The following is a 24996-nucleotide window of genomic DNA, read 5'->3' on the forward strand; positions in this document are numbered from 1 at the left end:
TGTATTGCGGCCGCTGAGCAGGTTCTGTAGCCTCGTAGGAATGTGTCGATCCCGCCTGCTTGGTCGACCCAACGTTCGTGTACAACCGAAACTGGCGAGACTCGACAGCATCCCGCGTGCGTTGCCCTTCTGACCCATTGCCTAGTGCCGCAGCAACCCATGAAAGATCACCGCACACGGACCGCTTACATTGACGTGGAGCAAGGCGAAGGGGCCGCCATTCCGCGCAAACGTAAGAGGCTGTCGCGGGAAGAGCGGGCCGCTGAGGCCCGGCAGGCGATATTTGCGGCAGCCAGCAAGGTGGTGGGGCAGCACGGATACGCTGACGCATCGATCACACGCATCACGGAAGCTGCCGGGATTGCGCAGGGGACGTTCTATCTATACTTCGATTCTCGACAGGCGCTATTTGACGAGTTGCTCCCCCACGTCGGTCAAGACATGCTACGTTTGATCCATGACCGCGTGACCGGAGCAATGGACATCTACGACGTGGAAGAGCGTGGCTTCCGCGCCTTCTTCCAGTACTTAAAGGAAAACCCGGGCTTTTTCCGGATACTCAATGAGGCCGAGATTGCGGCTCCGGTGGCACACAGCAAGCACTTCAAGGTCCTAACTGACCGTTATGTCGAATCGCTGGAGCGAGCGCGTAACGCAGGGCAGGTCAAGCGCTTTGATCGAGACGAATTGGAGACGCTCGCGTATGTCTTCATGGCGGCCCGGAGCTACCTTTACCTTCGATACGTGAAGGGCAAATCGACGGCGCGATCGCTTCCCGAGAAGGTGATTCAAACTTACATGAAGCTGGTGCGCGACGGACTGAAGTAGAGCGTCGGGAGGAGTGCCGCCGTCGATCTCGACTTGGACCAGCGCTGGTCTCCCTGCCTTCGCACACACCTCTTCGCTCCACCTGTTGACGACCAAAGCCGTTCCGGCGTTGCCGCGGAACGTGGCGACCCGCCTGCCACACAGCGCCTACGGGGTCTTGGTGAGGCTCTCATTCGACTTGAGTACGTACAAGATCTACGGCTCATACACGAAGTCGACAAAATTCACGCCCTGCGCGCGCCGTGCAGGGCGACCAAGAATCGCGCCGCCGGCATAGACGTCGACCCGGCCTGTCTTCAGAGGGGCGAGGCTCGTCATGTCGGTCCCGTTGAAGAATTCCCATTTGACCGCCAAGCCCATCTTTGTTGCCATCGCTTCAAAACTGTCGCGATTCAAGCCGCTGAACTCACGGTCTGTTGGTCCTTTAGGCGTATGGGGGGAGGAAGTGATGTCACCTGCAGTGATGACCTTCTGAGCGCTTTGCGCGAATGCCAGTGTGGCGAAGAGCCCAAGTGCGGCGAGGCCGCACTTGAATGCGCGGATAGCGGACCTGAAACTCATTCTGTCTCCACTGAATTGAGTTGCGTACTTGAGCTTTGATGCGTGATACACGGACCCAATTGCGCACGCGGCCGATTCCGGCCGGCCAGCTGCGCGACTTCGAGGCCGTGGCGCGGCACCTCAACTTCAGCGCGGCGGCCCAGGAAATGCCTCACGCAACCGACCCTGAGTCGTCAGATCCAGACACTGGAAGAAAAAGTCGGGAACAGCTTCTGCCTCCGACACACCCTTTCCGTCGAACTAGGCCTGAGGCGAGTTTGTGTGAGCGGGCGATGCGTCCCACTTAAGAACGGTACGCGCGGTTTTTCCGAGGAGCCACTCCTTGTCGTTCAAGCTGAGCGAAGGATTGTCGCGGATAGTAAAAAGTAATTCGGCCCAGGAGACACCACCGCCGTCGGCGCTGATGTCGCTCGCCCACATAAGGCGATTAACGCCGAATGACTCGACTGCGCGCCCCAATTGGACGCGGTGACCAGGAAACGGATATGGTCCAGCGTCCTTGAAGTAATGGTGAGGATGACACCACTTCATCGCAAGGTTCGGGCAGTCGCTCAGTGTGAGGACGTCATCCCACTGGCTCGACGACTCTGTACGACCACAGTGATCGAGAATGAATTGCACGTCTGAAAATTTGCGGCAAATCTTGCGCATAGCTTCGGGCCCCCCTCCAGGAATGATGACAAATACAGGAAACTCATACCGTCGAGCGAGTTTCAACACTTCATCATGGCCGCCTTCGGCTAGCGCGATTTGCTCAAGTCTAGGCAGACAATTAAGCCGGACCGCTCGACAACCTGGCGTGGCACCGAGCATTGCGAACAGCGCGGGCAGATCGGGATCTTCCCGGCTGACCCGCTGCAGCAACGAGAATCGGTGGGGAAATTTTAGTGCCGCCGCCTGGGACAGAGGAGTAAGCGGCCGGACCGCTCCGTTGGGCAGCTCCTTTTCAGGCGGCAAGGTCCCGTTTGGTCCAAATGCCCACATTTCGTCGATCAAGACGCCGGTGATGCCGAGGGCGTCCATTGCGGCGAGCGCCTCTTGCTCGGTGTGCTTGTGGAAGACGTGCACCTGTGAGTCAACAATATCCATCACCACTTACTTTCGGCTGATACGAACAAATGAATTGGAGAAAACTAGCAATCGCTCGCCACGCGCAGATGAACCTTCTCACCCGTTCAACGTTCCTGAGAGCAGTTGCGATGTGAAGCTCAGCGAAAATCATAGCGGCGTTGCTTGCCGAATTTCCGCCATTTCACGCTACGCAAGGATGAAATTCTTCAGCCGAGCCGACAGATGCGCCGTTATTACGATCAAGCGCGACGCCACCATTCGCACTGATCAACCAGGAGTCAAATCTTGCTGAAATTTGCGACCGCCAACTTCGACAATACCGAACAGAGAGAAAAGGTGATGCCAGTATTCCTGGCGTACGCTGACCGGTCCCAGAAGGAAGTGCCCGGTCGCGCTCTAGACTTCAAGATCCCGAAGGACCGCGACGATTCGACCAAGTCGCACGCGTTCGAGCACTTCGAGAGTGAATCCTCATTGGCCACGCACCATGACAGGCCCTCGGTTCAGATCCTGCGCAAGGACTGCGCTGCGGTCGGCTACGACACTCGCAGCAGGATCACGGCAATATATCTTCACGTTGCGGACTGAGCGCGTCGTGCTCCATTCCGCGTCGCCTCGCGTGGCCCTTGTCGGGCATTGAGGCGCCGCACCGCGGCCTGCTCGTTCGTGCGGCCTTCGCGGTCAACGCTCCTGGACGAGCTCGTGGCTGTAGCCGTCCGGATAGCCGCGGCTGTCGTACGTCGCTTTTACGACCGCTCCGAAAACCTTCGCGATGATCAGCTCGAAATACTGGGTGACGGTGAATGAACCTTCGATCAGGTGACCGCAGATGGTCCGCGTGGGGCTCGAGCCCATGATATGAATGTGCGCATAGGGCGATCCGTGTTCCACGAACCCCGATGCGCCGAAGCCCGTGTCAAGGTGGTCACGAATCAACTCCGGGATGTCCTCGGCCTTGATCTACCGAGCCCATGCCGATGATGCCGTGCGCGCTCACCTCCAGGCATCCCGGCACGTTCTCGTAGTGGATGCCGGCGGGCTGGCCCGGCTCCGCGGGACCCTGATCGCGACGTCGGCGTTGGCTACGAGGATGTCAAGTCTTCCAAATCTCCGGTCGATTTCACCGATGACGTCTTGGAAGTGCTGCTCGTTAATAACGTCCAGCGGGAGAAAGACAGCCTCACAGTTCTGCTTGGCAAGCGCCGTAGCAAGTTGAAAGCCGCCCAATAACGACGGAGGATCCCTCTCGCGCCAGCAGTTCTGAAATTGCCTGGCCGATGCCTGAAGCGCCGCCGGTGAGCAGCGCAACCTTCAGTGAAAGTTGTCCTTGCACCTAGCGCTCCCCAGTCAGGACAGCCGTCCCCGGCCGCCCTTGCCATTGATGTTGTTGCCTTGGAGGCGCTTTTGTCAAGGCAAGCATTGGCCTCGCGTCCCTGCGCGCGGGAGTCCTTAGTCTTCGTAGAGCTGATTGCTTCAATAACTGTGGTTTTTCCCATATGTGTTCGGGTGGGTGACCGCAGAGCTTAACCTGCGGTGCCTGCATGCGCTATCGCTTTTCGCCAACGATGTTCAAAAAGTTAGTGAGAGCGTCGTTGACAGCTTTGCTTGATTCGATATGAGGCAGGTGGCCTGTCTCGGGCAACGAGACGACTTGTCCACCAAACTCGGCAAGTTTTGCGCGGTGGATCTGGTTAATCCCATCTTGTTCTCCCCAGATAACCAGCCGCGGAACGCTGCTCGCGACAACTGCCGCCAGGTGCGGCTGAAGCGAAACGTCCACCTGAACGAGCTTGCGGGCAATTGTCCGCAGCGCCGGACGAATGGCCGGTTGCGCAAGGTGTTGCAGAAGACGGTCAGCCACGGATGGCGCGATAAGCCGCGGTCGCACCACAAGGCGACGAAGCATCGCAAGAGCGGGATCCCTGTCCGAGAGATCGGGAAAACGCTCAAGGAAGTCTTGGTCCACTCCGTTCCCGAGGCCTGCTGGCGAAAGCAGCGCGAGTCCCGAAACGAGCTGCGGGCACCTCGCCGCCACTTCAACCGCTATTGACCCGCCGAGCGAGTGGCCTACGAGAACGCAACTCCGCCGGAGAGACTCAAGGCCCCCGATCACCGCGTTGGCGATATCCGACAGTTCGACTTCCCCGCACAGAGCAGGTTGGTCTCCATGAGCGGGCAGATCACAGGCGTGGACATTCGCGACTTGCGAAAGTTCGTACTGATTCGCGAGCCACGACATCCGATCAGCGCCGAATCCGTGCAGCAAGAGGACATCGGAACCTACTCCGCCCACTCGGTGCAAACGCAGTTCCTCGCTCAAGATTCGATGATCCCGAGAGTTGAACCCACTGCTGCAAGCTCGCCCGCACTCGCACAGATCTTGACGAGTCTTCCGGTTACGGGCGCCTCAACCTCCAGTGAAACTTTTGGCGTTGCGATCAGAATGAGAACTTCGCCCTGCGTGACCCAATCGCCTTCCGATTTGAGCCACTCATTTACCTCCGCTTCCTCGATATCGTTTCCGAGAGTCTGCAGCACGACTGGCGTTTGCATTCTTTGTCCTTATCAATGCGACTCAAAGGCCCATCCTGCCGAGTTCGGCCAAATTCCGTCTCAATGAACTGGCTCGACGACCTCCGGAGGGGAACAACTCACCCGTCACAACGTCAACGATATCGTGGACTTGTGGCCAGTACATCGCTCCCATCTCGCCGCCAGGCATGAGCCAATTCGGAGAGCCCAATACGCATGGAGCGGCAGAAAGATCGCTATAAGCCAACCGAGTGATGTTTGCGGCCAGGGTGTTCAGGAAACTTCCCCTCTCCGACGCCTCGGACACGAGCACGATCTTCTTCGTCTTCTTTACAGAGGCGAGTACGACGTCATAGTTGAACGGCACGAGACACCGCGCGTCGATCACTTCGGCAGAAATCTGGTAGTTGGCTTGCAGCTCGTCTGCCGCTAACAATGCTGCGTAAAGCGAAGGTCCGACTGTCAGAATGGTCAAATCGCTGCCCGCGCGCTTGCAATCTGGCTCACCGATGGGGATGCGATAATAGTCCGCAGGCACCCCCGTCATGTGCAACTGCTCGACCCGACCGTAAAGACGCTCATGTTCAAAAAAAACGACCGGATCGTTGCTTGCAAGCGCAGACGCCATTAGCCCCTTTGCGTCATACGGTGTAGCCGGATAGAGAACCTTAAGTCCAGGAACCGCGGCGCAAAGACCGGACCAGTCTTGACTGTGCTGCGCACCATAAGATGCACCCACCATGCAACGCACTACCACAGGCAGCTGCAGTACGCCGCCGGACATCGCCTGCCACTTGGCCAATTGGTTAAATACCTCATCGCCCGCCCGGCCGAGAAAGTCGGCGTACATCAGTTCGACCAAGGCTCGGCCACCCTCCATTGCGTAGCCCACAGCGGTTGCAATGATTGAGGCTTCCGCTATGGGGGTGGTAAACAACCGATGATTCGGGATCAGTTCAGCCAGACCGCGATAAACGCCGTAAGCACCACCCCATTCGCGACACTCCTCACCGTACGCGACGAGGCTCTCGTCGTGAGTCATGTGGTGCAGGATCGACTCGAAGAGCGCATCGCGATAGGTGATCGCGCGCAGTGCCGATAACTTCGAACCGTCCCCGGCGCATCCGTACCGGCTTTTCTTTGCATCCTGCTGAGAGCGGACTAGATCCTGAACAGGCTTCAACAACGGAGCAAGCGTCGTCGGAAGTTCGATTTCCTGATTTGAGAACGTAATCTCTCCTATCAGCAGCGGATCTTTGGCCAGATCAACCGGTGGCATCAGCGATGAGTTTGCCGCGATCTTCAGAGCGGTGTGCACTTGCGACGCGACATCCTCGCGCATCGTCGCGATGTCATCGTCGGTGGTGAGTCCCGCGGTCTTCAGGCGACTCGAAAGCAATAGGATAGGGTCGTGCGCTTCCCATGCCTTGATCTCTTCATTCGTGCGATAGGTATCGGGGTCAAACGTTGTGTGACCGACGCTGCGGTAACACTCGAGGTCCAGCAGAACAGGGCCTTTGCCCTGCGATAGAAGCTCGCGCTTCCTCTTGACCGCGTCAGCGACCGCGAGCACATTCGTTCCGTCGACAGTCTCCGCATGCATAGCATGCTTATTGATACCCATGGCGAGCCTCGAGAGCCGGTCTCGTCCCGTCGTCTCTCCGATCGCTTGGCTGCCCATGGCATAAAAATTGTTGTGGAAGCAGAAGAGGACGGGCAGCCCGCCTTGCATCGCCTCGTCCCACAGCGTCTCGTATTGCGCCATCGCGGCGAAATTAATTGCCTCCCACACGGGTCCACAACCTGTCGCTCCGTCACCGGCATTCGCGACGGCGATGGCGCCCGTCCTGGCGAGCTTCATGCGCAGCGCTGCTCCAGTTGCAAGGCCCGCCGATGCCCCGACAATGGCATTGTTCGGAAAAATCCCGAGTGGCGTGAAAAACGCGTGCATCGAGCCGCCCATCCCGTTGTTGAAACCTTGCGAACGCGACAGGAGCTCGCCCAGCAATCCCAGAAGAAGAAAATTCTCCCCTGTACGTATGACGTCGGACGCGCGGAAATGCTCCTCCACCAAGCGAAGCAGCGTTCCGCCGCGCCACTTTTCCATCATGTCGAGAGTCGAAGTCTCGGGAAGCTTGCGGATCGTGGAAACGCCTTTCGCGATGAATTCACCGTGGCTGCGGTGGTGCCCGAAAATATGGTCACAGGGTTCGAGCGACGCCGCTTGACCCACTGAAGTCGCCTCCTGACCAATGGACGTGTGCGCCGGGCCCTTGTAGGGACAGTCAATCCCACCAAACGAGCCTTTCGCCCTGAGCGAACCGACGCAGCTTTCGAACTCTCGCACGAGCATCATGTCACGCAGCATCTGAACGAGTCCCGCGTCTCCGAATCGCTCTCGTTCGTCCGGCAACGCCGATTCGTACGCATGGATGGGAATTGATGGCGCCGCTAACGCTCCGCGCACCTTGAATAGATCTGGATCAATGTAGATTTGTTTGGGCATCTTGATCTCTTAGGGCATAAACTTTTATTGGCCCATTCCATCCCGCAGCGGGCCGCGTCAGGACCATGCACTCGATCTCGACTGCCGTGATGCCAACCGATAAGGGGTATCTTGTTTACTCAGGGTCGAATTAGAGAGGATGTCGAGGCGCGGAATCTCGCCGACGTCGATGCCGGCCGACTGGGCCGTCTTCAGCGCATCGATCGCGATGCGAGCGTTGGAGTGGTCAACCAGCTTGGATTTGAAGCGCACAGCGGGCTTCGCGATTGGTTTGTGCATGTTGAGAATCATCTGTCACGTACCGCGCTTGGTCTAGCGAAATAGAGAGCGCCCTTTGGTTCAGCGTTGGCACCAATCCAGCGATCACGTCTCACTGGGGTCAGCTTGTGCGATCGATGGATTTTTCGTGGGGGGCAACGCCGAAGGGAAACGATCCGATGCAGAGCAAGAAGTTCATGAATTGCTCCCAGTGGCTAGCGCGACGGGCCCCCGAATGCCAGCCAACCGCCGTCGACCGGGATCACGGCGCCGGTCACGTAGCTGGCCACCGGAGAGCAGAGGAAGAGTGCGACTTGGGCGATCTCTTCCGCCGTGCCAAGGCGACCCATCGGCACGCGCTTGAGCGCGCCAGTCAAGGCATCCACATGGCCGCTGAATAGTTCCACAGACATTGGGGCGTCCACATATCCTGGGGCAAGGCAGTTCACCCGTATGCTGAAGCGGGCCCACTCGCATGCCAAGCTGCGAGTCATGTGTGCAACGGCTGCCTTGCTCGGTCCGTAGGCATTGGAAGCGGGCATGCCGAGCAGACCGGCCACCGAACCGATGTTGACAATGGCGCCGCTGCGGCGCGCCAGCATCCTTCGACCTGCCTCCCGACAGCACAGGAATATGCCTCGAGCGTTAACTGAGATCACGCGATCCCAGTCGGCGACCGTCTGATCGACCGTGCGTTGCAACGGCTCCAGGATTCCAGCGCTGTTGATCAGCGCATCCACACGACCGTGGATTGCCATGACGCGCTCGAAAAGCTCCACGACGTCGGCTTCCGCGGCCAGATCGCATCGCAGGTGATGGTAGGACGGCGTTGAAAAGGCAGGCGCGTTCAGGTCAGCGCCGACGACCGCTGCACCTCGCCGCAAAAGCTCATCGCAGCAGGCAAGGCCGATCCCACTGGCGGCACCGGTGACGACCACGACGCGCCCCCGGAAATCGTGTGCGCCCTGCACTGGCTCGTCAGCGGCTTCCGTCATAGTTCCTCCTGTGCAGCGCGCGGCAGCTTGTTGCGCTCCGCGCCGGGGTACATCCCGCGTCATTTCGTTCGGTTTCGAAGTCGATCGCGCCATGCCACGCGGACAATTTCGACAATTTGAAGATGTTGTTGCGCTGCACTGGTGATGACCCTCCGACGATTGGCAGCAGAAGCGCGTTGCGCACGTAGTGCTCCGAGTCAAAGTCCTTTACGTACCCATATGCAGCGAAGATGGTTTGACATTCAGGTGCAACAGATTTTGCGACTTCTGGAGCGAACAGCCTGGTCATTGACGTCTGGAGACCGCAGCGTTGGTGCTGGTTGTTGATAAGGGGTATCTTGTTTACTCAGGGTCGAATTTGAAACGGACCTTCCCGGCTTCGCTCACTATTTGGCTGGCAGTCGGCGACGGAAGGTGAGCCGTCAACAGTTTCGTTGGGGTGTCGATGCACCGAGCGATCAAGTCGTGAATTACCTGGGTTGCGGCCGCGGGGTCATAGCGCCTACAATGTCCGGCCGCGCCAGCTGAATCGCGTGCTCGATGCCGTCTCCGGGGAATATTGCGTCCTTTGGTCCGTGCCGGATGTAGAGCCCGCAGTGATGTTTGGTGTGCCCATGTAGCGGCATGTAGCGGACCTCGTCCGGCATTTCTTTCTCGAAACCATAGGTGCCTTCGACGAAGGTCGCCAAGCCGTGCTCAATGATGGGCAGCATGCTTTCTGTCCACGGCTGCTTTCTCATCGGATGCGCCGTTCCCGATTCAATATCGTTTCGCCAAAACTCGTATTCGCCCCTGCTGATAAGGTAGCGTGCGTTCGGAAAAGTGGGAACCCATTTACCATCCTTGAGTCGCGTGTTCCAGCCGTAGTGGTCGCCATGAAGATGCGAGCACATCACGTAGTTCACGTCCTCGGCTGCACGCCAGCCCGCGCGAGATTCTCCAGAAATGGCGTGCGCAGCTGGTGCCAGGGCAGGCCCGGCACATCCTTATGATTGCCGCAACAGGTGTCGAATAGGATCGTGTGATGCGGCGTACGGATCAGGTACGAATGCGAAAGCATCTTGAGCCTACGAGTGCCAGGCTCCACAAGCCGCGAACCCAGCCAATGCTCGTGCTCGGCGATGATTTCAGTCGTTATGCCTTTGAGGAACCAGCTGCCCTCGACAGCGAATTCAAATTCGGGGATCGAGTCCACGCGAATATCACCGAAATACTGCGTCCTCATGCGACCGCCTTTTTCTCGCGCAGCGACGCGATCTCATCGACTTGAAACCCAAAGCCAGCCAAGACTTCGTTGGTGTGTTCGCCAAGCAGGGGGGCTCGACGGATGGGGCTTCCGCCCTTGCCCATCTTCACCGCCTTGCCGGCGGTGCGGTACTTACCGATGCGCGGATGATCGAGCTCAACGACGAGTTCTTCGGCCAGTACCTGCGGATGGTCGAACATGTCCTCGATGGGCCGCACGGCGATGGAAGGCACCTTGCCCATCATCAACTCTTCCCATTCGCGCGCGGTGCGCTTCATCAGCGCCTCCTTGATCAGCGGGCGGATCTTGTCCTTGATCGCGGTGCGCTTCTTGAGCGTGTCGTAGTCCGGGTGTTCGCCCAGCTCCGGAAAGCCAAGGAATTCGCACAGGGCCTTCCAGAAGCCCGCGGTCGTTGCCTGGAGGTAGAAGTAGCCTTCCTTGGTCGGGTAGATGCCCGAGTAGCTCGAACCCCACCAGCGGTTCACATCGCGCGGCTCGCTGTCGGCCCAGATGAACTGCCCGGCCTGCATCGCGATAGCGGAGCGAAGAAGCGAGGCCTTCACATGCTGCCCTTCGCCCGTGCGAAGTCGATGCACCAGCGCCGACAGGATCGAGACCGTGACCATGGCAGCCGAGTAGTAGTCGATGATCGAGCCGTTCATGATCTGCGGCTCACCCGTGTCGATCCCCTGCATCGCGGCGACACCGCTGAAGCACTGCAGCATCTGGTCGTAGCCCGGGTGGTCCTTCAGCGGCCCGGTATCCCCAAAGCCCGAGAACGAGCAGTAGATGAGGTCGGGCTTCTTGGCTTTCAGCGTCTCGTAGTCGATGCCCAGCGAGGGCGCGACTCGGGGGCGGAAGTTCTGCACAACGACATCCGCCTTCTCCACCAGCCGATAAAACGCTTTCTTGCCCTCGGCGCTTTTTAGGTCGATGACGATCGAGCGCTTGTTCCGATTCGCGCCGAGGAAGGCGCGGCACTCTTCCAGGGTCGACGGATATTGCCGCGTGTTGTCGCCGCCAGGCGGTTCGATCTTGATGACATCGGCCCCCACGTCGCCCAGCACGGCGCACCCATAAGGGCCCGCGAGGTACGCGGTGAGATCCAGAACAACTATTCCTTCAAGGGCTTCAGCCATGCTCGTCTCTCAGATTCGGTTAGATTTGATTCGTACAGACTTTTTCGAAAGCGCTCGCGCGACTCTTACGAGCGAAGTCATCAGACGTCTTGCTCAGTATGAGGGCAACTCGATTGCGGAAATATCGCCAACGGAAATCCCCGCCGCTTGTGCATGATTACGCACATCCATCGCAAACGAAGAGTATCGAGCGATAGCACTTAGCGTCTCGAAAGGTCTGAGGCATGCGAGGCTTCCAAATTCCTAAGGTTGCTGATCAGTTTGGTTAGATCCTAACGATCTTTTTGCGATTGTTCACTGCTTATACCTCGCCTTCGGAGCCAAATTCGTGCGTAGACTAGGTATTTGCGAAGGATTTGTGCAAACGACGCCGAGCCAAACGGGCAATCCGCCGATGGAATGTCGGCGGTTGTCGCAGGCGGACTGGAGTCGATCTAGGTGGTCCAGAACGACCACGCCAATAAACTGGCGCGCGCAGGACCCTGGTTTGGCGGAGAAAATGCCGGCCATTTGCATGAGTATGCGGGAAACCGCCAAAGTCGTGTCGCGACGGGACGGCATCGACCGCACCCAGCAGGGATGGATTCGGTCCGCGCTCGCAGCGGCGCACCGCTAGACGACAAGCCGCGGCGAATGGACAATGCCATGCAAGAGCGGCGCATGGCCCTTGATGAAGTCGTGCCAGCGGTGCGTCGGCACGCCGGTCGCGGCGGACGTGTAGGCCTTGTCCTGCGCGATGCTGAGCGACATCTGCGATGCGCCGTCCAGGAGCATGAATGCCTTGAGCAGGCTAGCGTGTCGCATACCGCAATCGACATGCGCAGACCATGAGCCTGCGCATGCTGCGCGGCGGCAGAGATGGCCGCCTGTGCGGTCGCGGCGTCGATGCTGGGCTGTGACACTGAAGTCATGCAGACTTCTGGTTGTCGCATCGTTCGTCAAATGACATTACCAGCTTCGTGACCGCCGTCGATTGCGGCGGGTATGCCGTGCCCCGTACGGCGCAACCGCAGCCGAGCCCAGGTCGGAATGAAACATGGGCACGCGCGGCGCCACGTAAGCGAGCGACCGCTCTCTTCGCCAGATCCCCGAGTAAGTCGGCGTGCAGCATCATGTCGTAGACGTCCGAGCCGCTGGTACCTGCGCCGCGCTCGGCGGTCTGGCCCAGCAGCCGGCCTCCAGGATCATGCCCGCACTTCGATAGATCGGTGCACGACCGCCGAAGCGCCGATCGTCGCGCTTATGTAGAGATTTACATAATGCAGAGCGTTTTTAGCTTGGCGTCGCGCAGAAAAGGCGGAAAGCGATAGCACGCTGCGATGGATCGCGACGGTAAGCTAAAAGCGTGTTGGACTAAGCAGGCCGGCACAGGCGGTCGCTATGGGCGTTCATTGAGGCCGTGCCTATGAACAGGCTTGGCGCTGGCGCGGATGTGGTTGTGGAGGCGGCGATTGCAGGGGCCGCAACCGATATCATGTTGCTTTCCCCGCGCGCGGCGCCTCCGGCGGTCTTCTACTACTCACGCGACCGAAAAGGCGAACACCCGCAGCGCCATCTCGCCTCGTATGTCGGTATTTTGCAGGCTTATGCCTATTGTGGATTTGGCAAGCTCTACGAACCCAGCGAGGACCGGCGCGGCGCCTTGCCGGGAAGGCTGCGCAGGTGCGATGGCGCACACCTTTGCGGGCTCGGCTCGGCTTCCCGCCGAACGGCCCGTGCGATGCGGTGACGACGAAAGCGGAGCGCTCCTCCATGAGGTGTCTCGGTACGGCGGGGGTCCGGTGCCACCGTCGAAGATTTCGATGATGATCATCTGCCCTTGGTGACAGGCTGGAGATTCTCTCAGGGAATGCTCGGTAAGATCCTCGCAACGGTCGCGATAATCCTTTTCGGACGGGTCGACCGACAGCTCGGCAAGCGGCATGCCGAGCAGGTCGCGGCAGTGGGCAGGCTTCTGCGCGCGATGCCCATTGCCGAGGAAGCCGTAATAACGGATGCGATGGAAGCCCACGGGCAGGACGTGAAGCAGGAAGCGGCGGATGAACTCTTCCGCTGAGAGGGTCATGTCCTTTTGCCGATTGCCGTGCCGATAGTCCTTCCAGCGGAAACGAACGGCGCCATCCTCGATGTCGATGACGCGGTTGTTGGAGATGGCGACGCGGTGCGTGTAGCGGCCGACGTAATCGAGGACCTGTTCGCGTCCGCCGAAAGGCGGCTTGGCGTAGGCCACCCATTCCGGCCTTTCGAACGGGCGCCAAATAGCGCCGGAAGGCGTCGTGCTCACGCAAGGAATCGAGGACGGCGAAGAACTGCAATTGACCGGCCGCGAAGGCTTTCTCCAAGTGCTTCAGAAACAGTCGTCGGAACAGACGTGGGAGCACCCGGACCGGGAGGAAGAAGCCGGGCTTGCAGGTGATCCATCGATTGCCGTCGCGCGACAGGCCGCCGCCCACGACCACACAATGCAGATGCGGATGATGAAGCAGGTTCTGGCCCAGGTGTGCAGCACGCCGAAGAAGCCGATCTCGGCGCCCAGATGCTTGCGATCGGCAGCGATGGTGCGCAGGGTCTCGGCCGCAGCACGGAAGAGTAGGCCGTAGACGAGCTCCCTGTTCTGATAGGCGATGGCGGCTATGTCACAGGCCAGCGTGAAGACCACGTGAAATATTGTGTGTCGAGGAGTTCTGCGCGACGATCCTCCAGCCACTGTGCGCGGACCAGCGACTGGCAGCGAGGGCAATGTCTGTCGCGGCAGCTGTTGAACGCGATGCGGCTATGGCCGCAGTGATCGCACTGCTCAACATGCCCGCCGAGCGCGGCGGTCCGGCACAACTCGATTGCCGTCATGACGCGACGCCGGGCGGTCGACAGCTGCGCGTCGTGATGGGCACGATAAGCATCGCCGTAGCGGCGGAATATGTCCGCCAATTCCGGCCCCAAGCGGGCCATCCCGCGCGTTCAGAAGTATTGCGGCTTGGCGGTCGGCGGCAGGGCGGGCGCCGGACGCGGCAAGAGCTCGAAGGGGCTCGACGTGGCGCAGACCTTGTTGGTGGCAATGCGCAGATAATGGGCGGTTGGTCGCGAGGCTGCGGTGACCGAGCAGCAGTTGAATGGTGGGCACGTCGGCGCCGGCCTCCAATAAGTGGACGGCGAGAGCGTGCCGCAAACTGTGCGGCGTGACCGGTTTAGACAAGCCGGAGAGGTCGCGCGCTTTCGCGCAGGCTTGTCCTACCGCATCCCTGGTGATCGCCCGGTGGGCGCGATCCCCGGGGAAGAGCCACGCGTTTGGCCGGCGCACCTTCCAATAGTTGTGCAGGATCTCCAAGAGCTTGGGCGACAGCATCACATAGCGATCCCTTCTGGCCTTTGCCCTGCTCGACCCGGATGACCATTGTCTGGCTGTCGATGTCCGTGAGCTTCAGCTGCACCGTTTCCGAGATGCGCAAGCCGGCGGCATAGCACGAGGTCAGGACGGCATTGTGTTTGACGTCGAGGACGCAGCCGAGGAACTGCAGAATTTCTCGGGGCTCAGGATTCGACAGCTTCTGCGGCTTCTTGGGAGGTGGGACGACCTCTTCAGGGCGCCCAGTCCCTTTCGAGCGTCACACTGTAGAGAAAACGCAGCGCGGCAATGGCCGTGTGGATCTAACCAGGCGACAGCTTCTTCTCGTGGTCAGATAAACCTGATAGGTCCGAATGTCCTCGCGCCCGAGCAAGTCCGGCGACTTGCGGAAGTAGCGGGCGAACAAACGACACCTGTTGTAGGTACGAGAGCTGGGTGTCGAGCGGGAGGTTGCGAACCTGCATGTCCTCCCGCATGCGCTGGCGAAGTCGAGTCATGACGAACTCCTGTGTCCGATGGAATGGACTGCAAACAGCCACCCCATGCTCGCGGAGTCGGAGCTTCTTTTGCATGCACGACCGGCGCCCTGGACGATGCCATCAAGCGCACCGTCGCCGCAGAACCTCCTTCCCGCTCCGCCCCTACGAAGCGGGTAAGTCCAAGCTCGATTATGCACACCCCGTGATTATGCGGAGCTCGCAGGAGCGGGAGCCTATATCCATGGGAGTCTCGAATGACTTCCGGCCGGCGGACTGCGCATAATTTCGATCCTTCCTATCGAGCCTAATCAGCTCGATAGGGGATCAGCATGCAAAAACGATCGCGACGCAGCCACGGCCTCGTGCTTGGCAGGAGGGGAGTATTCTTCAGCCTTACGGGCGCGGTTCGCGCGAAAGAATTGCTTCCTAAGCCTGGTGGACCGCCCCTTTTCATGGTGTGAAGTGCATATGCTTGCCGTGTTTCGAAAGACTCTATTCTAGTCGGTTGAAGCTGCGCCGATCGCCGCGAGCGCCGCGCGCGCGCATTCCATGTCCTGCGAATAGTGGCCGCCGCTCAGGCCGATCGCGCCGATAACCGCGCCCTTCTCCACGACTGGAAAGCCCCCGCCGAACACGACGAGCCGCGGCGTATGGACGATGCCATGCAAGAGCGGCGCATCGTCCTTGATGAAGTCGTGCCAGCGGTGCGTCGGCACGCCCGTCGCGGCGGACGTGTAGGCCTTGTCCTGCGCGATGCCGAGTGAAATCTGCGATGCGCCGTCCATGCGCATGAACGCCTTGAGCAGGCCCGCGTTGTCGCAAACCGCAATCGACATGCGCTGGCCAAGCGCCTGCGCATGATTCGCGGCGGCAGAGATGGCCGCCTGCGCGGTCGTGGCATCGATGCTGGGTAGTGAAACTGAAGTCATGCGTTCTTCTCCTGGTGATCGGATGGTTCATCAAATGGGATTGCCGCCGGAGTAATAGTCCACGATCGAACCGAGCATGATCTGCGGCTGCCGGGTACCCGCCCCTGCATCGCGGCGATGCCGCTGAAGCACTGCAACATCTGGAGTAGCCGGGACGCTCCATGAGAGGGCCGCTGTTGCCGTAGCCCGTGAATGAGCAGTAGATGAGATCGAGGCGCTTGCTTGGCAAGGTCTCGCCCGGTCTTGAGCGGCGCGAAGCTCGTCAGGTCTGTCCAGCTGAAGAATTCCCATTTGACTGTCGCCCCGACCTTCTGTGCCATCGCCTCGAAGATGTCCCGGTCGAAGCCGGATTCGCCCGTATTGCGGTCCTTGTATGCAAACGGCGGATAAGTGACGAGATCGCCGGCAGTGATCACCTTCGGTGAACTCTGCGCGAATGCAGCACCGGCGGAAAGGCTCGCGGCGCTCAGTCCGCTCATTGAGATGCGGATTGCGATCTTGAAAGGCACTGATTTCCTTCAGTCTGATTGCTTCCCACTGACCATTCGTTTTTTATGCCACGGCTTTGCATCCGATAAATCCGCAAATCTCTGAAATCTGATACTATAGGATTTCCGCGGCCGAATATCCGGAATGTGGCGCTTAGCTAGGACGGAATTCTTCGCCTGAGCTGGAGAATGCGAAGCTTTTGTGTGATCAACTATCGCCGCCTCTGGCACACGAGCAAAAGCACTTGGATTGATCGAACCCGAGGCCCGGTAGAATCCAGAATCTTTCGCAGATTTGATCAGGCGATGGCTCCGGTTTCGGAGAGTTGTTGCAGCTATCGCATGTACATGTAGGATTGGTCGCCCGCGCCATTCCCGCAATGTGTCGCAGCCGTGCGGCCGCCAAATTGAAACACGATGGGCCGTCAGGAAAGGCGCCGACGACGCTGGTTCGTCGCCGGATCTGCTTCCCGATGCGCTCAAGCTGATTGTTTGTTCGAACTTTCGCCTAAAGTCAACTGGGTCGGATTCAAATACGCGGACCTAGCCAGCTTTGCTCCGCTTAGGACGACGCATAGATATCGATGCCGGCGATGCGCTGACCGATACACCGGAAAGGCGCAAAGCCGGGGTGAGTTTTATCGATTTCGTTTACGAACCTTACTTCATTTTTACACTCAGCGCGAAAGCGGATCAATTTAAGACCCCGGATGCATTGTGTGGCAAACGCGTAGCCACGACGCGTAGTAGTGCTATGACGACCCAGCTGCTCAACAAATGGAGTGAGGAGAATAGTACCAAGGTAAGCCTGCCTTGGTCCAGATTGGTGCAGACAGCTCACCAGAAGAAGAATTGACGTTGAAGCAGGAACGTGCGGATGGCGCAGTTGCTGGCGCAGCTGCACTCCGCATTGCCTCGCTAAAAATGTTACCGGACAACTTCCCTCTCGTGTCTGGGGCGGAGCTGCCGAATCAGTTCGGTGGCGGCTATGGCAGGGAAGATCAGCATGCGCGCAAAGCGCGAGATCACATCAGCGCTGGCCGAGCGTTATCGGGCGAGCGGACGGCTCGAGAAGGGACGGATCCTAGACGAGCTGTGCGCCGTTGCGGGATGGCATCGCAAGCACGCGATCCGAGCGCTGTCAGCGCACGGGGCATCGGGATCGGCCGTGCCGCGGCGGCGGGGCCGGACCAACGGAGCTTCCATTCGCATGGCACTGATTGTGCTATAGGACGCGTCTAACCGGCTCTGCAGTAAGCGGCTCGTCGCGATGATCCCGTTCTTGCTTCCGGCTCTTGAACGGCACGGCAGATTGAAGCTTTCTGCCGATGAGCGGTCTAAGGTTTTGAGGGTGAGCGCGGCGACGATCGATCGCCTGCTGAGCGACGTAAGGATCGCAGCAGCCGGAGGACGCCGACGGCGGGCGGGCCTTTCCAGTGCCGTACGGCGGTAAGTCCCGGTGCGTACATTCAATGACTGGGGATCACCTCCGCCGAGGTACTGCGAAGCGGATCTGGTAGCGCACGGCGGCATGTCCGTATCCGGCGCCTGAGCTATGCGGGATTTTGGGTGACGAGGTGATCAGGCGGCGTGGTTTGTCGGCACTTGGATGACCTCGATGCCGTCGTTGAATCTGACACCCGCGATAACCTTCGGCAACTGATTTGTGCCTTTGAGCCGCCGCCAGGTCTTCGATGCGGCGATGACGAGCTTGAACACCATCAGCTTGGGTGGTCGGCGACAACGAACCCTTGGTGCGCACCGTCCGGTGCCGCACGGTGGCGAACACGCTCTCGATGGGATTGCTGGTGCGCAGGTGATCCCAATGCTCGGCAGGAAAGTCGTAGAAGGCCAGCAGCGCATCGCGATCCTTCAGACATTCGACCGCGCGACCGTATTTGGCGCGGTATTTCTCGGCAAAGACGTCGATCGCCGCTTCGGCGGACGCCCGGTTCGGCGCCCAATAGACCTCGCGCAAATCCTTCTTCATGGTGGCCTGCACCGAGAGCGGGACCTTGTCCAGGACATTCACGGTCTTGTGCACCCAGCATCGCTGGTGCCGCGTGCCGGGAAAGACCTCGTCGAGCGCCTTCCAGAAGCCGAGCGCGCCGTCGCCGACGGCAATTTCCGGCGCGATCTGCAACCCGCGCTGCTTGACGTCGATCAGGAGCTCGCGCCAGCTCTGCGCGCTCTCCCGCACGCCGACCTGAAAGCCGATCAGTTCCTTCTTGCCTTCCGGCGTCGCGCCGATCAGCACCAGCATGCACTCGCCGTGGTCTTCCATGCGGGCCTGCAGGAAGACGCCATCGGCCCACACGTACACGTATCGGCGCGCCGACAGATCGCGCCTCTGCCAGCGCTCGTACTCGCCTTGCCACTCCGCCGTCAGCCGGGAAATCACCGCGGGCGACAGGCGGCCGTAATGTGAGTAAAGCCTGAGCAGGCCTCGAAAGTGTACAATGCGGATGTCGACGCTTCGGCAGTTGGGGAAGGCTGCATAAGTGGGGAAGCAATCGACATGTGCACCCGCTTAATCCGCCGGGCTAGTGGCCACGGTCCGCGCGAGCGGCCGATCGCTTGTTCATGCTCCCCCCCTTTTCCGCCGCTCGCCGAGCGATGCGCTTTGATCGTGGTGGAGTCGATGGACAAAGTCACGCCGTCCTTGCCGCAGCGGGCGAGCGCTTCAAAGATCGCCCGCCAATGTCCGCGCTTGGCCCAGCGATTGAAACGATTGTAGATCGTCGTGTACGGACCATAGTCGGGCGGGCAATCGCGCCAGCGTCCGCCGCACTGAAGCATGTGAATGATACCGCTGATGATGCGTCGATCGTCGTCGCGCACCGGACCGGTCTGGTTCGTTGGCAGATGCGGCACTATCAGAGCCCATTGCTTGTCGTTGAGCCAGAACAGTCCTTTGCGCATCGAAGTCCCCCGCGTGGAATCAACCCGGTGCGAGGGAATCAGAGTTCGCTAATTAGGTACAGACCCTAGTGCGTCGGGAGACACACGGGGCTCGCAGAGGCTTCGCTAGATTAAGTTTGCTCTATGGTATGTCGTTCCATCTGACGAATGCGCGCGAAGCACTTCGTGAAAGCATACGAATCCTGCGTCCTCGCGGGTTCTTCACAATTGCGACCATCTTTGCACATCTTCAGACCGATGCCTTTCAACTCGAAATCGAAAATCGGATACGCGACATGGCACCGGCTCTGCGACGGGCGCGTACTCCACTCATCGGTCAGATGGGAATGTACGAGGCGCTCCTCAACCAATATCCTGATCACGGAAACTGCATTTCTCTCGGTACCACCGAAGCAGTATCCATGAGCGAGGAGCACTATGTCAAGTATTGGTCAGGGAGACTTGACATCCCGAGTCAGGTCTCTCCCGAGGTTTGGAATTCCATATTGCAAATGATCGCGGAGACCTTCCGGAGGCGGCAGCCCGCCAGCCTCCAATTTCGTGGTGGCGTGGCATGCTCAACGCGGTTGAACTGATTGCATGCGCCTTGATTCTTAATCCCGGCATTTGCTGCAGCAGCGCGGCAGTTTGCGTGGCTCCGGCGCGTAGGCGATGCGCTCCGGGATCGTACTGTGGCCGCGCATCACCCCGCACAGACGATCTGGTTCCGGGTAGGCCATGAGATCCCCGTCGCCACCAGATGAACTTGGAACGCGCGAACGTTCTCCAAGCCCAGATCGTCCGGCGATCGGCCAAAATATCGGCTGAACTTCGATACCAGCTCAGATATGATCGTTGCATCGCCGGCGACAAATTGCGGAGCGCCATGTCCTTGTTCATGCGGCGGCGGAGCGGGCTCATCTGGGCCATCGGAAAACCTCCTGTCTGCAGGGTTGGTCTCTGAGAACCCTGGATCCTCTCAGACGAAAGGCGGCCGTTATTCACTCTCCTCAAATGCCGCGTCAGCGGCTTCGTTCAATCCTACCTCCCGTTTTCCCGTAAATCTGGTCGCGGCAAAACACCGCTTCTGGATTCCAAATCAACGGCGTGGGAGTTCTTCACGGACGCCTCAGTAAAATCAATCCGGCATGACCGTGTTTAGTTGAGGACAGCATGTTCGAAGTCTGACACTAGGAGGCGGCCCACCCATGCCCGGCCGGCGCCCAGCATACACATTTGGGGGTTTGATAAAGCTGGCACGTTTGTTGCTCAGAATCGGCAAGAGTGCAGTTCGCTGGACGGACCTCACTGCCAGGCAGCATTGCCCTCATGAACCTGCATGCCAATTGCGTGGACGCGAGGATTGCCAACGATTTTCCGGTCCAAGGGACCATAAGGCGATCACGCGTATGAGTTGGGAAGGTCGATCCGGCAAACATCAGTATGGGCAATGTCAACCGATCGCCCCGATCACGGCGATCGATCGTTTTGCAAGATCGTTTTCCGGAGAGGTGCCATTGAGGTACGGCGCAGACGATTTCGAGATTGGATCTCATGTAAGGAGTCTCCATATTGTGGCCGGGGCGAGTTGATGGTGTTTTGCGAGAGACCAACGCTCCCAACGCTCATTTAGGTCGTGTAAAAAAAGAGCGGCGCAGCCATAACGAACACCACAATCGAACTCTGGCAACCAACGGGAACTACAACATTGCGGAGCCGGATCGGCCCGCAGATAACCTACGAGGCTGTCGAACCAGGCAGAGTGCGAAGGACAAAGCTAACGAAAGGAAGGGTGCATGAGATCAGTTGTCATTGCAGTCGCAATAACGGGGTCGGTTCCACGCAAGCGCGACAATGCCGCCTTGCCGGTGTCGGTCGCCGAACAAATCGAGTCGACACACGCGGCCTTCGAGGCTGGGGCATCGCTGGTACATCTTCACGTTCGCAACGCTGACGAAAGCTCCTCGTCAGATCCAGAGCTCTTCGCTCAAGTACAGGAAGGTATTAAACGGCACTGTCCAGGGATAATCGTGCAATTTTCGACGGGGGGGCGCGGTCGAGATCCGAGCGCGCGCGGAAGTGCCCTTTATCTCAAGCCGGATATGGGCTCGCTCTCGACTGGTTCGGTAAACTTTCCGACAATTGTGTATGAGAACTCAGCTGCGTTGATCAAGGATCTAGCGACCCAGATGCGGAAATGGGGCGTCCGACCAGAAATCGAAATTTTCGATTTGTCCCATATCCACGGTGCACGTCGGCTGGTTGATCAAGGACTCATCGACGATTGCCCCCACGTTCAATTCGTCATGGGCATTCAGAACGCGATGCCGGCAAAAGAGCATTTGCTCGACATCCTTGTGGGCGAGCTCAAGCGTGTCCTTCCCAAAGCAACGTGGACAGCAGCAGGGATTGGTCGCCACCAGAACTCGGTCATGAATTGGGCGTTGGCTCGCGGTGCCGATGGGGTTCGCACGGGTCTGGAGGACAATATTCGCATCAGCAAAGATCGACTCGCTGGCAGCAACGCGGAGCTCGTCGAGATCGCCGTCAGGCTTTGCGCGCAGCACGATGCACGGCCCGCTAAGCCGCAAGAGGCGAGAGCCGCGTTTCGTTTATCGAACTAGCGCTCAGTCGGAAGTGCTCTGAATGACGCTAGTGTCCTGAACCAGAAGTTCGCAACATAGCGGCGTGTTGTCTGGGGCATTGTAACGGCAGTAGCGCTCGATGGAAGCAAGGATATCATCGGCTGACTTGGTCCACCGGAACGGCTTAGGATCAGCATTGTGTCGTTCAAATGAAAGGCGATGTCCACCCTGAGGGCGGCTACGCTGCGATCGACGCCGCGCCTGATCTTCTTATCGGTAAGAAGCGCGAAGAAGCGCTCGACCTGATTGAGCCATGACGAACTGATCGTGATCAGGTGGACATGCCAGCGCGGCCATTTAGCCAGCCATTCCGGATCAGCGGGATCTTATGGGTGGCTTAGTTATCCATGACGAGTTGGCGCGGCACAGCGGCCTCGATCTCGTCCAAGAACTTGCGGAACTCGGCGGTGCGGTGCCGTCCGTAGCACTTGCCGGTAACCCGACCGGTCGCAATGTCGCGAGCGGCGAACAGCGACGTGGTCCCGTGTCTTTTGTAATCGTGGCTCCTTCGGGTCGGCTGGCCGGGACGCATCGGCAACATCGACTGAATGCGGTTCAGCGCCTGGATTTGAAACTTTTCGTCTACACACAGAACGATGGCGTGTGTCGGCGGCGAGAAAAGGCCGACGACGTCGCGCACTTTGGCCACGAAGTTCGGATCGGTCGAGAGCTTGAATGTCTCTACCCGGTGCGGCTGGAGCGCGAAGGCTCGCCGGATACGTTGCACCGTCGACACCGACAGGCTGCTGGACTTTGCCATACCGCGGGAACTCCAATGAGTGGCGTTCTCGGGGCAGCTTTCCAGCGTCATCACGATCACGGCTTTGATGCGACCATCGTCACTGGTGCGCGGTGCGCCCGAGCGCGGCTCATCGTGCAGCCCAGCCATCGCTGCTGTACAAAGCGCCGCCGCCATTTGCCTACCCTCCCACGCTCCAGGCCCAGCTTGGCCGCCGCTTCCTTGTTTTTGACCGCCTTCCGCACAGGTCAGCACGATCCGGGCTTTGAGAGCCTACGCCTGCGCCGTCTTGCGCCGCATTGTCAGCCACTGAAGTTCAGCACGCTCATCATCGCTCAATATCAAGGCGCAAGTCGCTCGGTCGCCATCGGATTCTCCGTCGCTGTTGCAGCCTCCAGTCTGCCAGTGACTTGGGACACTAGTTTAGCGGAAAGCAAGCATTCTGCGGGTGAACGGCAACTGCCCTTGAGATCGCGATGTAGGAGTAATTGTAATCAAACGACACGACCGAAACGTGAGTACGTGGAACAGAAGCCGGCGAAGTATTATTCTCCGGACGTAGGTTCGTGACGCCGTTATCGGCTCGCCCTGATAAGTCCGACCGTATTGGAGCAGCGCGCAGACCGTGCGCCACCTTTGCGGCTAAGGCGACGACGGCGATGCTGGGACAGCGCGGGCGAGAAACGCCGGCAGCCAGGCTTCGACCGCCGTGTCGCTCTTGGTCAGCGAAGGTGCGGCGAATCGCGGTGCTAATCTAGGTGTGGAGCCTCAAGAGGTTGTCTTTGCTCAACCCAAGTCTGCTGATCGGCGTTTGTGAGTCTATACCACCATGGGGCCGATGCCAGTTGTATTGATGCAGCCAGATCAGCAGCTCTTCGGCGCGCCGATCTGAGGATAGGCTTTGGCATAAGCCCATTCCCTAAGCGCGGTCTGAATAAAGCGCTCGGCCTTGCCGTTTGTTCTGGGCGTGTAAGGCTTAGTGCGGATGTGCTTGATGCCCAGGTCCCGGCACGCGGCGTCGCGGAAGGCGAACGACTGGTAGCAACTGCCATTGTCGGTCATGACGCGCGTGACGTGGCCTGGCAGGGTTCAAGCCCCAACCGTGCGGCGAGGTTCGCCCTTAGCCAAAGTGGCCGCGCTGCCACCCGGCCAAGAGTGCGGTGGCTTTCAGCGCTCCGATACCGGAAATGTCTGTCAGCCCCGGACTGGTCCTCGGTCTGGGCCATCGTTGGCGACTGGGCGTCACCGCGATGCGGCGGTGCAGAGTCCTGCCACATCGAGTACGCGACCGTTTGGTTGGCGCACGCACCTCGTTGACCAATCAGATCAGGAGCCTCGTGTTTGATTACCCAGCTATTCTTCTCTCTTGGATTTGACGAAGCGCACGGTGGGGCGGATCGCCGCTTCGACGATCGCATCGGCATCGCGAGAGTCATTCACTGTAGAGCGTTAGCCGATCAGATTGCAAATAGCCGGCAGCGGCGAAGTCGCTTTTAGATTCTGTTGGCGTGCACGTGTCGATGATGCGCCCGATCGCGTCCCACCAACCGCCGAAGCTCGGCGACTTTTCGCAAGTGTGCTTTCAGGTTGGTGAGCCCCCGAAAATTGGACTGGTTGACTAATTGGATTTTGGGCCGCTCCGTCGCAACCGACGGAACGGAGAATAAGACGAGACGGAAGATTGACGTGGCTGAAGCGAAGATCGCGCTTGAGGCGCAGCATGCGACGGTGGCCACTCTAGTACCCGGAATCAGAGCTGAGTGATACGGCGACCTTTGAAACGGCGTTGACGGACCTTTTTCTTGGTCCAGACGAAGGGTTCGGCTCTGTCGTTGTATGCGTTGACGTAGGCATCGATGCGTTCCTGAAGCTGCTTGAGGCTCGTGAAGGGAGTGCCGCTGAGCGACTGCCCCTATAAGATCGAAAACCATACTTCGACCTGATTGAGCCATGACGCACTTGTCGGCGTGAAATGAAATTGCACGTTGGGATGGGCCTTGAGCCAGCCCTCGTTCTTTTTATGAGTGTTGAGATTGTCGAGGATGACGTGATGCTGGCGGCCCGGATAAGCCTTGGTGACGCTGTTCATGAAGTCGAGAAATTCGACGCGGCGACGGCGTTTTGAATGCGTTGCGATGATCTTTCCGGTGGTGACTTCGAGCGCTGCAAATAGTGTCGTCGTGCCATGCCGCTTGTAGTCGTGGCTCTGGCCGGTCAAGGCGCGGCCATTGGGCAACTTCAGATAGCCCTGCCCTCGTTCCAAAGCCTGGATCGAGGGCTTCTCGTCCACGCATAGCACAATGGCCCTCGCCGGCGGGGCGACGTAAACCATGGCG

Annotated in this window: 18 protein-coding genes and 10 pseudogenes; 4 read left to right on the forward strand and 24 right to left on the reverse strand. The window is 59.2% G+C overall.

What is annotated here, in order from left to right; genetic code table 11:
- Nucleotides 1-159: 159 nt before the first annotated feature.
- Nucleotides 160-828 (forward strand): TetR/AcrR family transcriptional regulator, encoded by a 669-nt coding sequence (locus LRP30_RS31735; protein ID WP_249757345.1) that lies wholly within the window; start codon nt 160-162, stop codon nt 826-828.
- Nucleotides 829-1023: 195 nt separating this feature from the next.
- Here LRP30_RS31735 and LRP30_RS31740 read toward each other — a convergent pair whose 3' ends face one another.
- Nucleotides 1024-1389 (reverse strand): hypothetical protein, encoded by a 366-nt coding sequence (locus LRP30_RS31740; protein ID WP_249757346.1) that lies wholly within the window; start codon nt 1387-1389, stop codon nt 1024-1026.
- Nucleotides 1390-1629: 240 nt separating this feature from the next.
- Nucleotides 1630-2478 carry an amidohydrolase family protein gene (locus LRP30_RS31745; protein WP_249757347.1) on the reverse strand — a complete coding sequence of 283 codons (849 nt, stop codon included), beginning with the start codon at nt 2476-2478 and terminating at the stop codon, nt 1630-1632.
- 267 nt (nt 2479-2745) lie between these two features.
- Between LRP30_RS31745 and LRP30_RS31750 the strand changes: the two genes are divergently transcribed.
- Nucleotides 2746-3048, forward strand: coding sequence for a hypothetical protein (locus tag LRP30_RS31750; RefSeq protein ID WP_249757348.1), 303 nt, complete (start codon nt 2746-2748; stop codon nt 3046-3048).
- Between the two features lie 93 nt (nt 3049-3141).
- Here LRP30_RS31750 and LRP30_RS31755 read toward each other — a convergent pair whose 3' ends face one another.
- From LRP30_RS31755 to LRP30_RS31805, 11 genes are all read right to left on the reverse strand, one after another.
- Nucleotides 3142-3396 carry a hypothetical protein gene (locus LRP30_RS31755; protein ID WP_249757349.1) on the reverse strand — a complete coding sequence of 85 codons (255 nt, stop codon included), beginning with the start codon at nt 3394-3396 and terminating at the stop codon, nt 3142-3144.
- 244 nt (nt 3397-3640) lie between these two features.
- Complete coding sequence (locus tag LRP30_RS45075) at nt 3641-3793, reverse strand: SDR family NAD(P)-dependent oxidoreductase (RefSeq protein WP_256477632.1); 153 nt, start codon at nt 3791-3793, stop codon at nt 3641-3643.
- 213 nt (nt 3794-4006) lie between these two features.
- A complete protein-coding gene (locus tag LRP30_RS31765; protein ID WP_249757350.1) occupies nt 4007-4780 on the reverse strand; it encodes an alpha/beta fold hydrolase in 774 nt (257 codons plus the stop codon).
- The gene (locus tag LRP30_RS31770) at nt 4777-5013 is read right to left on the reverse strand and encodes a lipoyl domain-containing protein (protein WP_249757351.1); all 237 of its coding nucleotides are present in this window, start codon (nt 5011-5013) and stop codon (nt 4777-4779) included. The genes LRP30_RS31765 and LRP30_RS31770 overlap by 4 nt, the downstream gene beginning before the upstream one ends.
- Before the next feature lie 22 nt (nt 5014-5035).
- A complete protein-coding gene (locus LRP30_RS31775) occupies nt 5036-7498 on the reverse strand; it encodes an alpha-ketoacid dehydrogenase subunit alpha/beta (RefSeq protein ID WP_249757352.1) in 2463 nt (820 codons plus the stop codon).
- A 57-nt stretch (nt 7499-7555) separates the two neighbouring features.
- Nucleotides 7556-7777 carry a hypothetical protein gene (locus LRP30_RS31780; protein ID WP_249757353.1) on the reverse strand — a complete coding sequence of 74 codons (222 nt, stop codon included), beginning with the start codon at nt 7775-7777 and terminating at the stop codon, nt 7556-7558.
- Nucleotides 7778-7971: 194 nt separating this feature from the next.
- Nucleotides 7972-8751: an SDR family NAD(P)-dependent oxidoreductase gene (locus tag LRP30_RS31785; protein ID WP_249757354.1), complete on the reverse strand. Its 780-nt coding sequence runs from the start codon at nt 8749-8751 to the stop codon at nt 7972-7974.
- Between the two features lie 470 nt (nt 8752-9221).
- On the reverse strand, nt 9222-9656 hold the full coding sequence (locus tag LRP30_RS31790; RefSeq protein ID WP_249757355.1) for an MBL fold metallo-hydrolase: 435 nt from the start codon (nt 9654-9656) through the stop codon (nt 9222-9224).
- Entirely contained in the window at nt 9653-9976 is a 324-nt protein-coding gene (locus LRP30_RS31795; RefSeq protein ID WP_249757356.1) for a hypothetical protein, read from the reverse strand. Before LRP30_RS31795 ends, LRP30_RS31790 begins: the two co-directional genes overlap by 4 nt.
- On the reverse strand, nt 9973-11136 hold the full coding sequence (locus LRP30_RS31800) for a CoA transferase (protein WP_249757357.1): 1164 nt from the start codon (nt 11134-11136) through the stop codon (nt 9973-9975). Before LRP30_RS31800 ends, LRP30_RS31795 begins: the two co-directional genes overlap by 4 nt.
- A gap of 612 nt (nt 11137-11748) precedes the next feature.
- Complete coding sequence (locus tag LRP30_RS31805; RefSeq protein ID WP_249757358.1) at nt 11749-11940, reverse strand: heme-binding protein; 192 nt, start codon at nt 11938-11940, stop codon at nt 11749-11751.
- A 688-nt stretch (nt 11941-12628) separates the two neighbouring features.
- On the opposite strand from LRP30_RS31805, the pseudogene LRP30_RS31810 reads away from it, so the two are divergent.
- Nucleotides 12629-12754 (forward strand): annotated as a pseudogene (locus tag LRP30_RS31810) (transposase); the annotation flags it as partial.
- A 174-nt stretch (nt 12755-12928) separates the two neighbouring features.
- On the opposite strand, the pseudogene LRP30_RS31815 reads toward LRP30_RS31810, so the two are convergent.
- The 8 genes and pseudogenes from LRP30_RS31815 to LRP30_RS31855 all read right to left on the reverse strand — a co-directional run.
- A pseudogene (locus LRP30_RS31815) lies at nt 12929-14085 on the reverse strand (IS91 family transposase); the annotation flags it as partial.
- A 9-nt stretch (nt 14086-14094) separates the two neighbouring features.
- Nucleotides 14095-14976: pseudogene (locus tag LRP30_RS45190) on the reverse strand (site-specific integrase).
- Nucleotides 14977-15455: 479 nt separating this feature from the next.
- Complete coding sequence (locus tag LRP30_RS31830) at nt 15456-15887, reverse strand: heme-binding protein (RefSeq protein ID WP_249757359.1); 432 nt, start codon at nt 15885-15887, stop codon at nt 15456-15458.
- The gene (locus tag LRP30_RS31835) at nt 15884-16396 is read right to left on the reverse strand and encodes a transporter substrate-binding domain-containing protein (protein ID WP_249757360.1); all 513 of its coding nucleotides are present in this window, start codon (nt 16394-16396) and stop codon (nt 15884-15886) included. The genes LRP30_RS31830 and LRP30_RS31835 overlap by 4 nt, the downstream gene beginning before the upstream one ends.
- Before the next feature lie 352 nt (nt 16397-16748).
- Nucleotides 16749-16880 (reverse strand): annotated as a pseudogene (locus LRP30_RS31840) (transposase); the annotation flags it as partial.
- Between the two features lie 1076 nt (nt 16881-17956).
- Nucleotides 17957-18854 (reverse strand): annotated as a pseudogene (locus tag LRP30_RS31845) (IS256 family transposase); the annotation flags it as partial.
- A gap of 77 nt (nt 18855-18931) precedes the next feature.
- Nucleotides 18932-19297: pseudogene (locus tag LRP30_RS31850) on the reverse strand (IS5 family transposase); the annotation flags it as partial.
- A gap of 620 nt (nt 19298-19917) precedes the next feature.
- Nucleotides 19918-20206 (reverse strand): annotated as a pseudogene (locus LRP30_RS31855) (phage integrase N-terminal SAM-like domain-containing protein); the annotation flags it as partial.
- A gap of 866 nt (nt 20207-21072) precedes the next feature.
- Between LRP30_RS31855 and LRP30_RS31860 the strand changes: the two are divergent.
- Complete coding sequence (locus LRP30_RS31860; protein ID WP_249757361.1) at nt 21073-21900, forward strand: 3-keto-5-aminohexanoate cleavage protein; 828 nt, start codon at nt 21073-21075, stop codon at nt 21898-21900.
- Nucleotides 21901-21903: 3 nt separating this feature from the next.
- Here the strand turns inward: LRP30_RS31860 and LRP30_RS31865 are convergent.
- From LRP30_RS31865 to LRP30_RS31875, 3 pseudogenes are all read right to left on the reverse strand, one after another.
- A pseudogene (locus LRP30_RS31865) lies at nt 21904-22960 on the reverse strand (IS630 family transposase).
- A gap of 454 nt (nt 22961-23414) precedes the next feature.
- Nucleotides 23415-23734, reverse strand: a pseudogene (locus LRP30_RS31870) (integrase core domain-containing protein); the annotation flags it as partial.
- A gap of 676 nt (nt 23735-24410) precedes the next feature.
- Nucleotides 24411-24989 (reverse strand): annotated as a pseudogene (locus LRP30_RS31875) (IS630 family transposase); the annotation flags it as partial.
- Between the last annotated feature and the right edge of the window lie 7 nt (nt 24990-24996).

It is taken from the genome of Bradyrhizobium sp. C-145, assembly GCF_023375135.1.
Lineage (GTDB): Bacteria > Pseudomonadota > Alphaproteobacteria > Rhizobiales > Xanthobacteraceae > Bradyrhizobium > Bradyrhizobium zhanjiangense.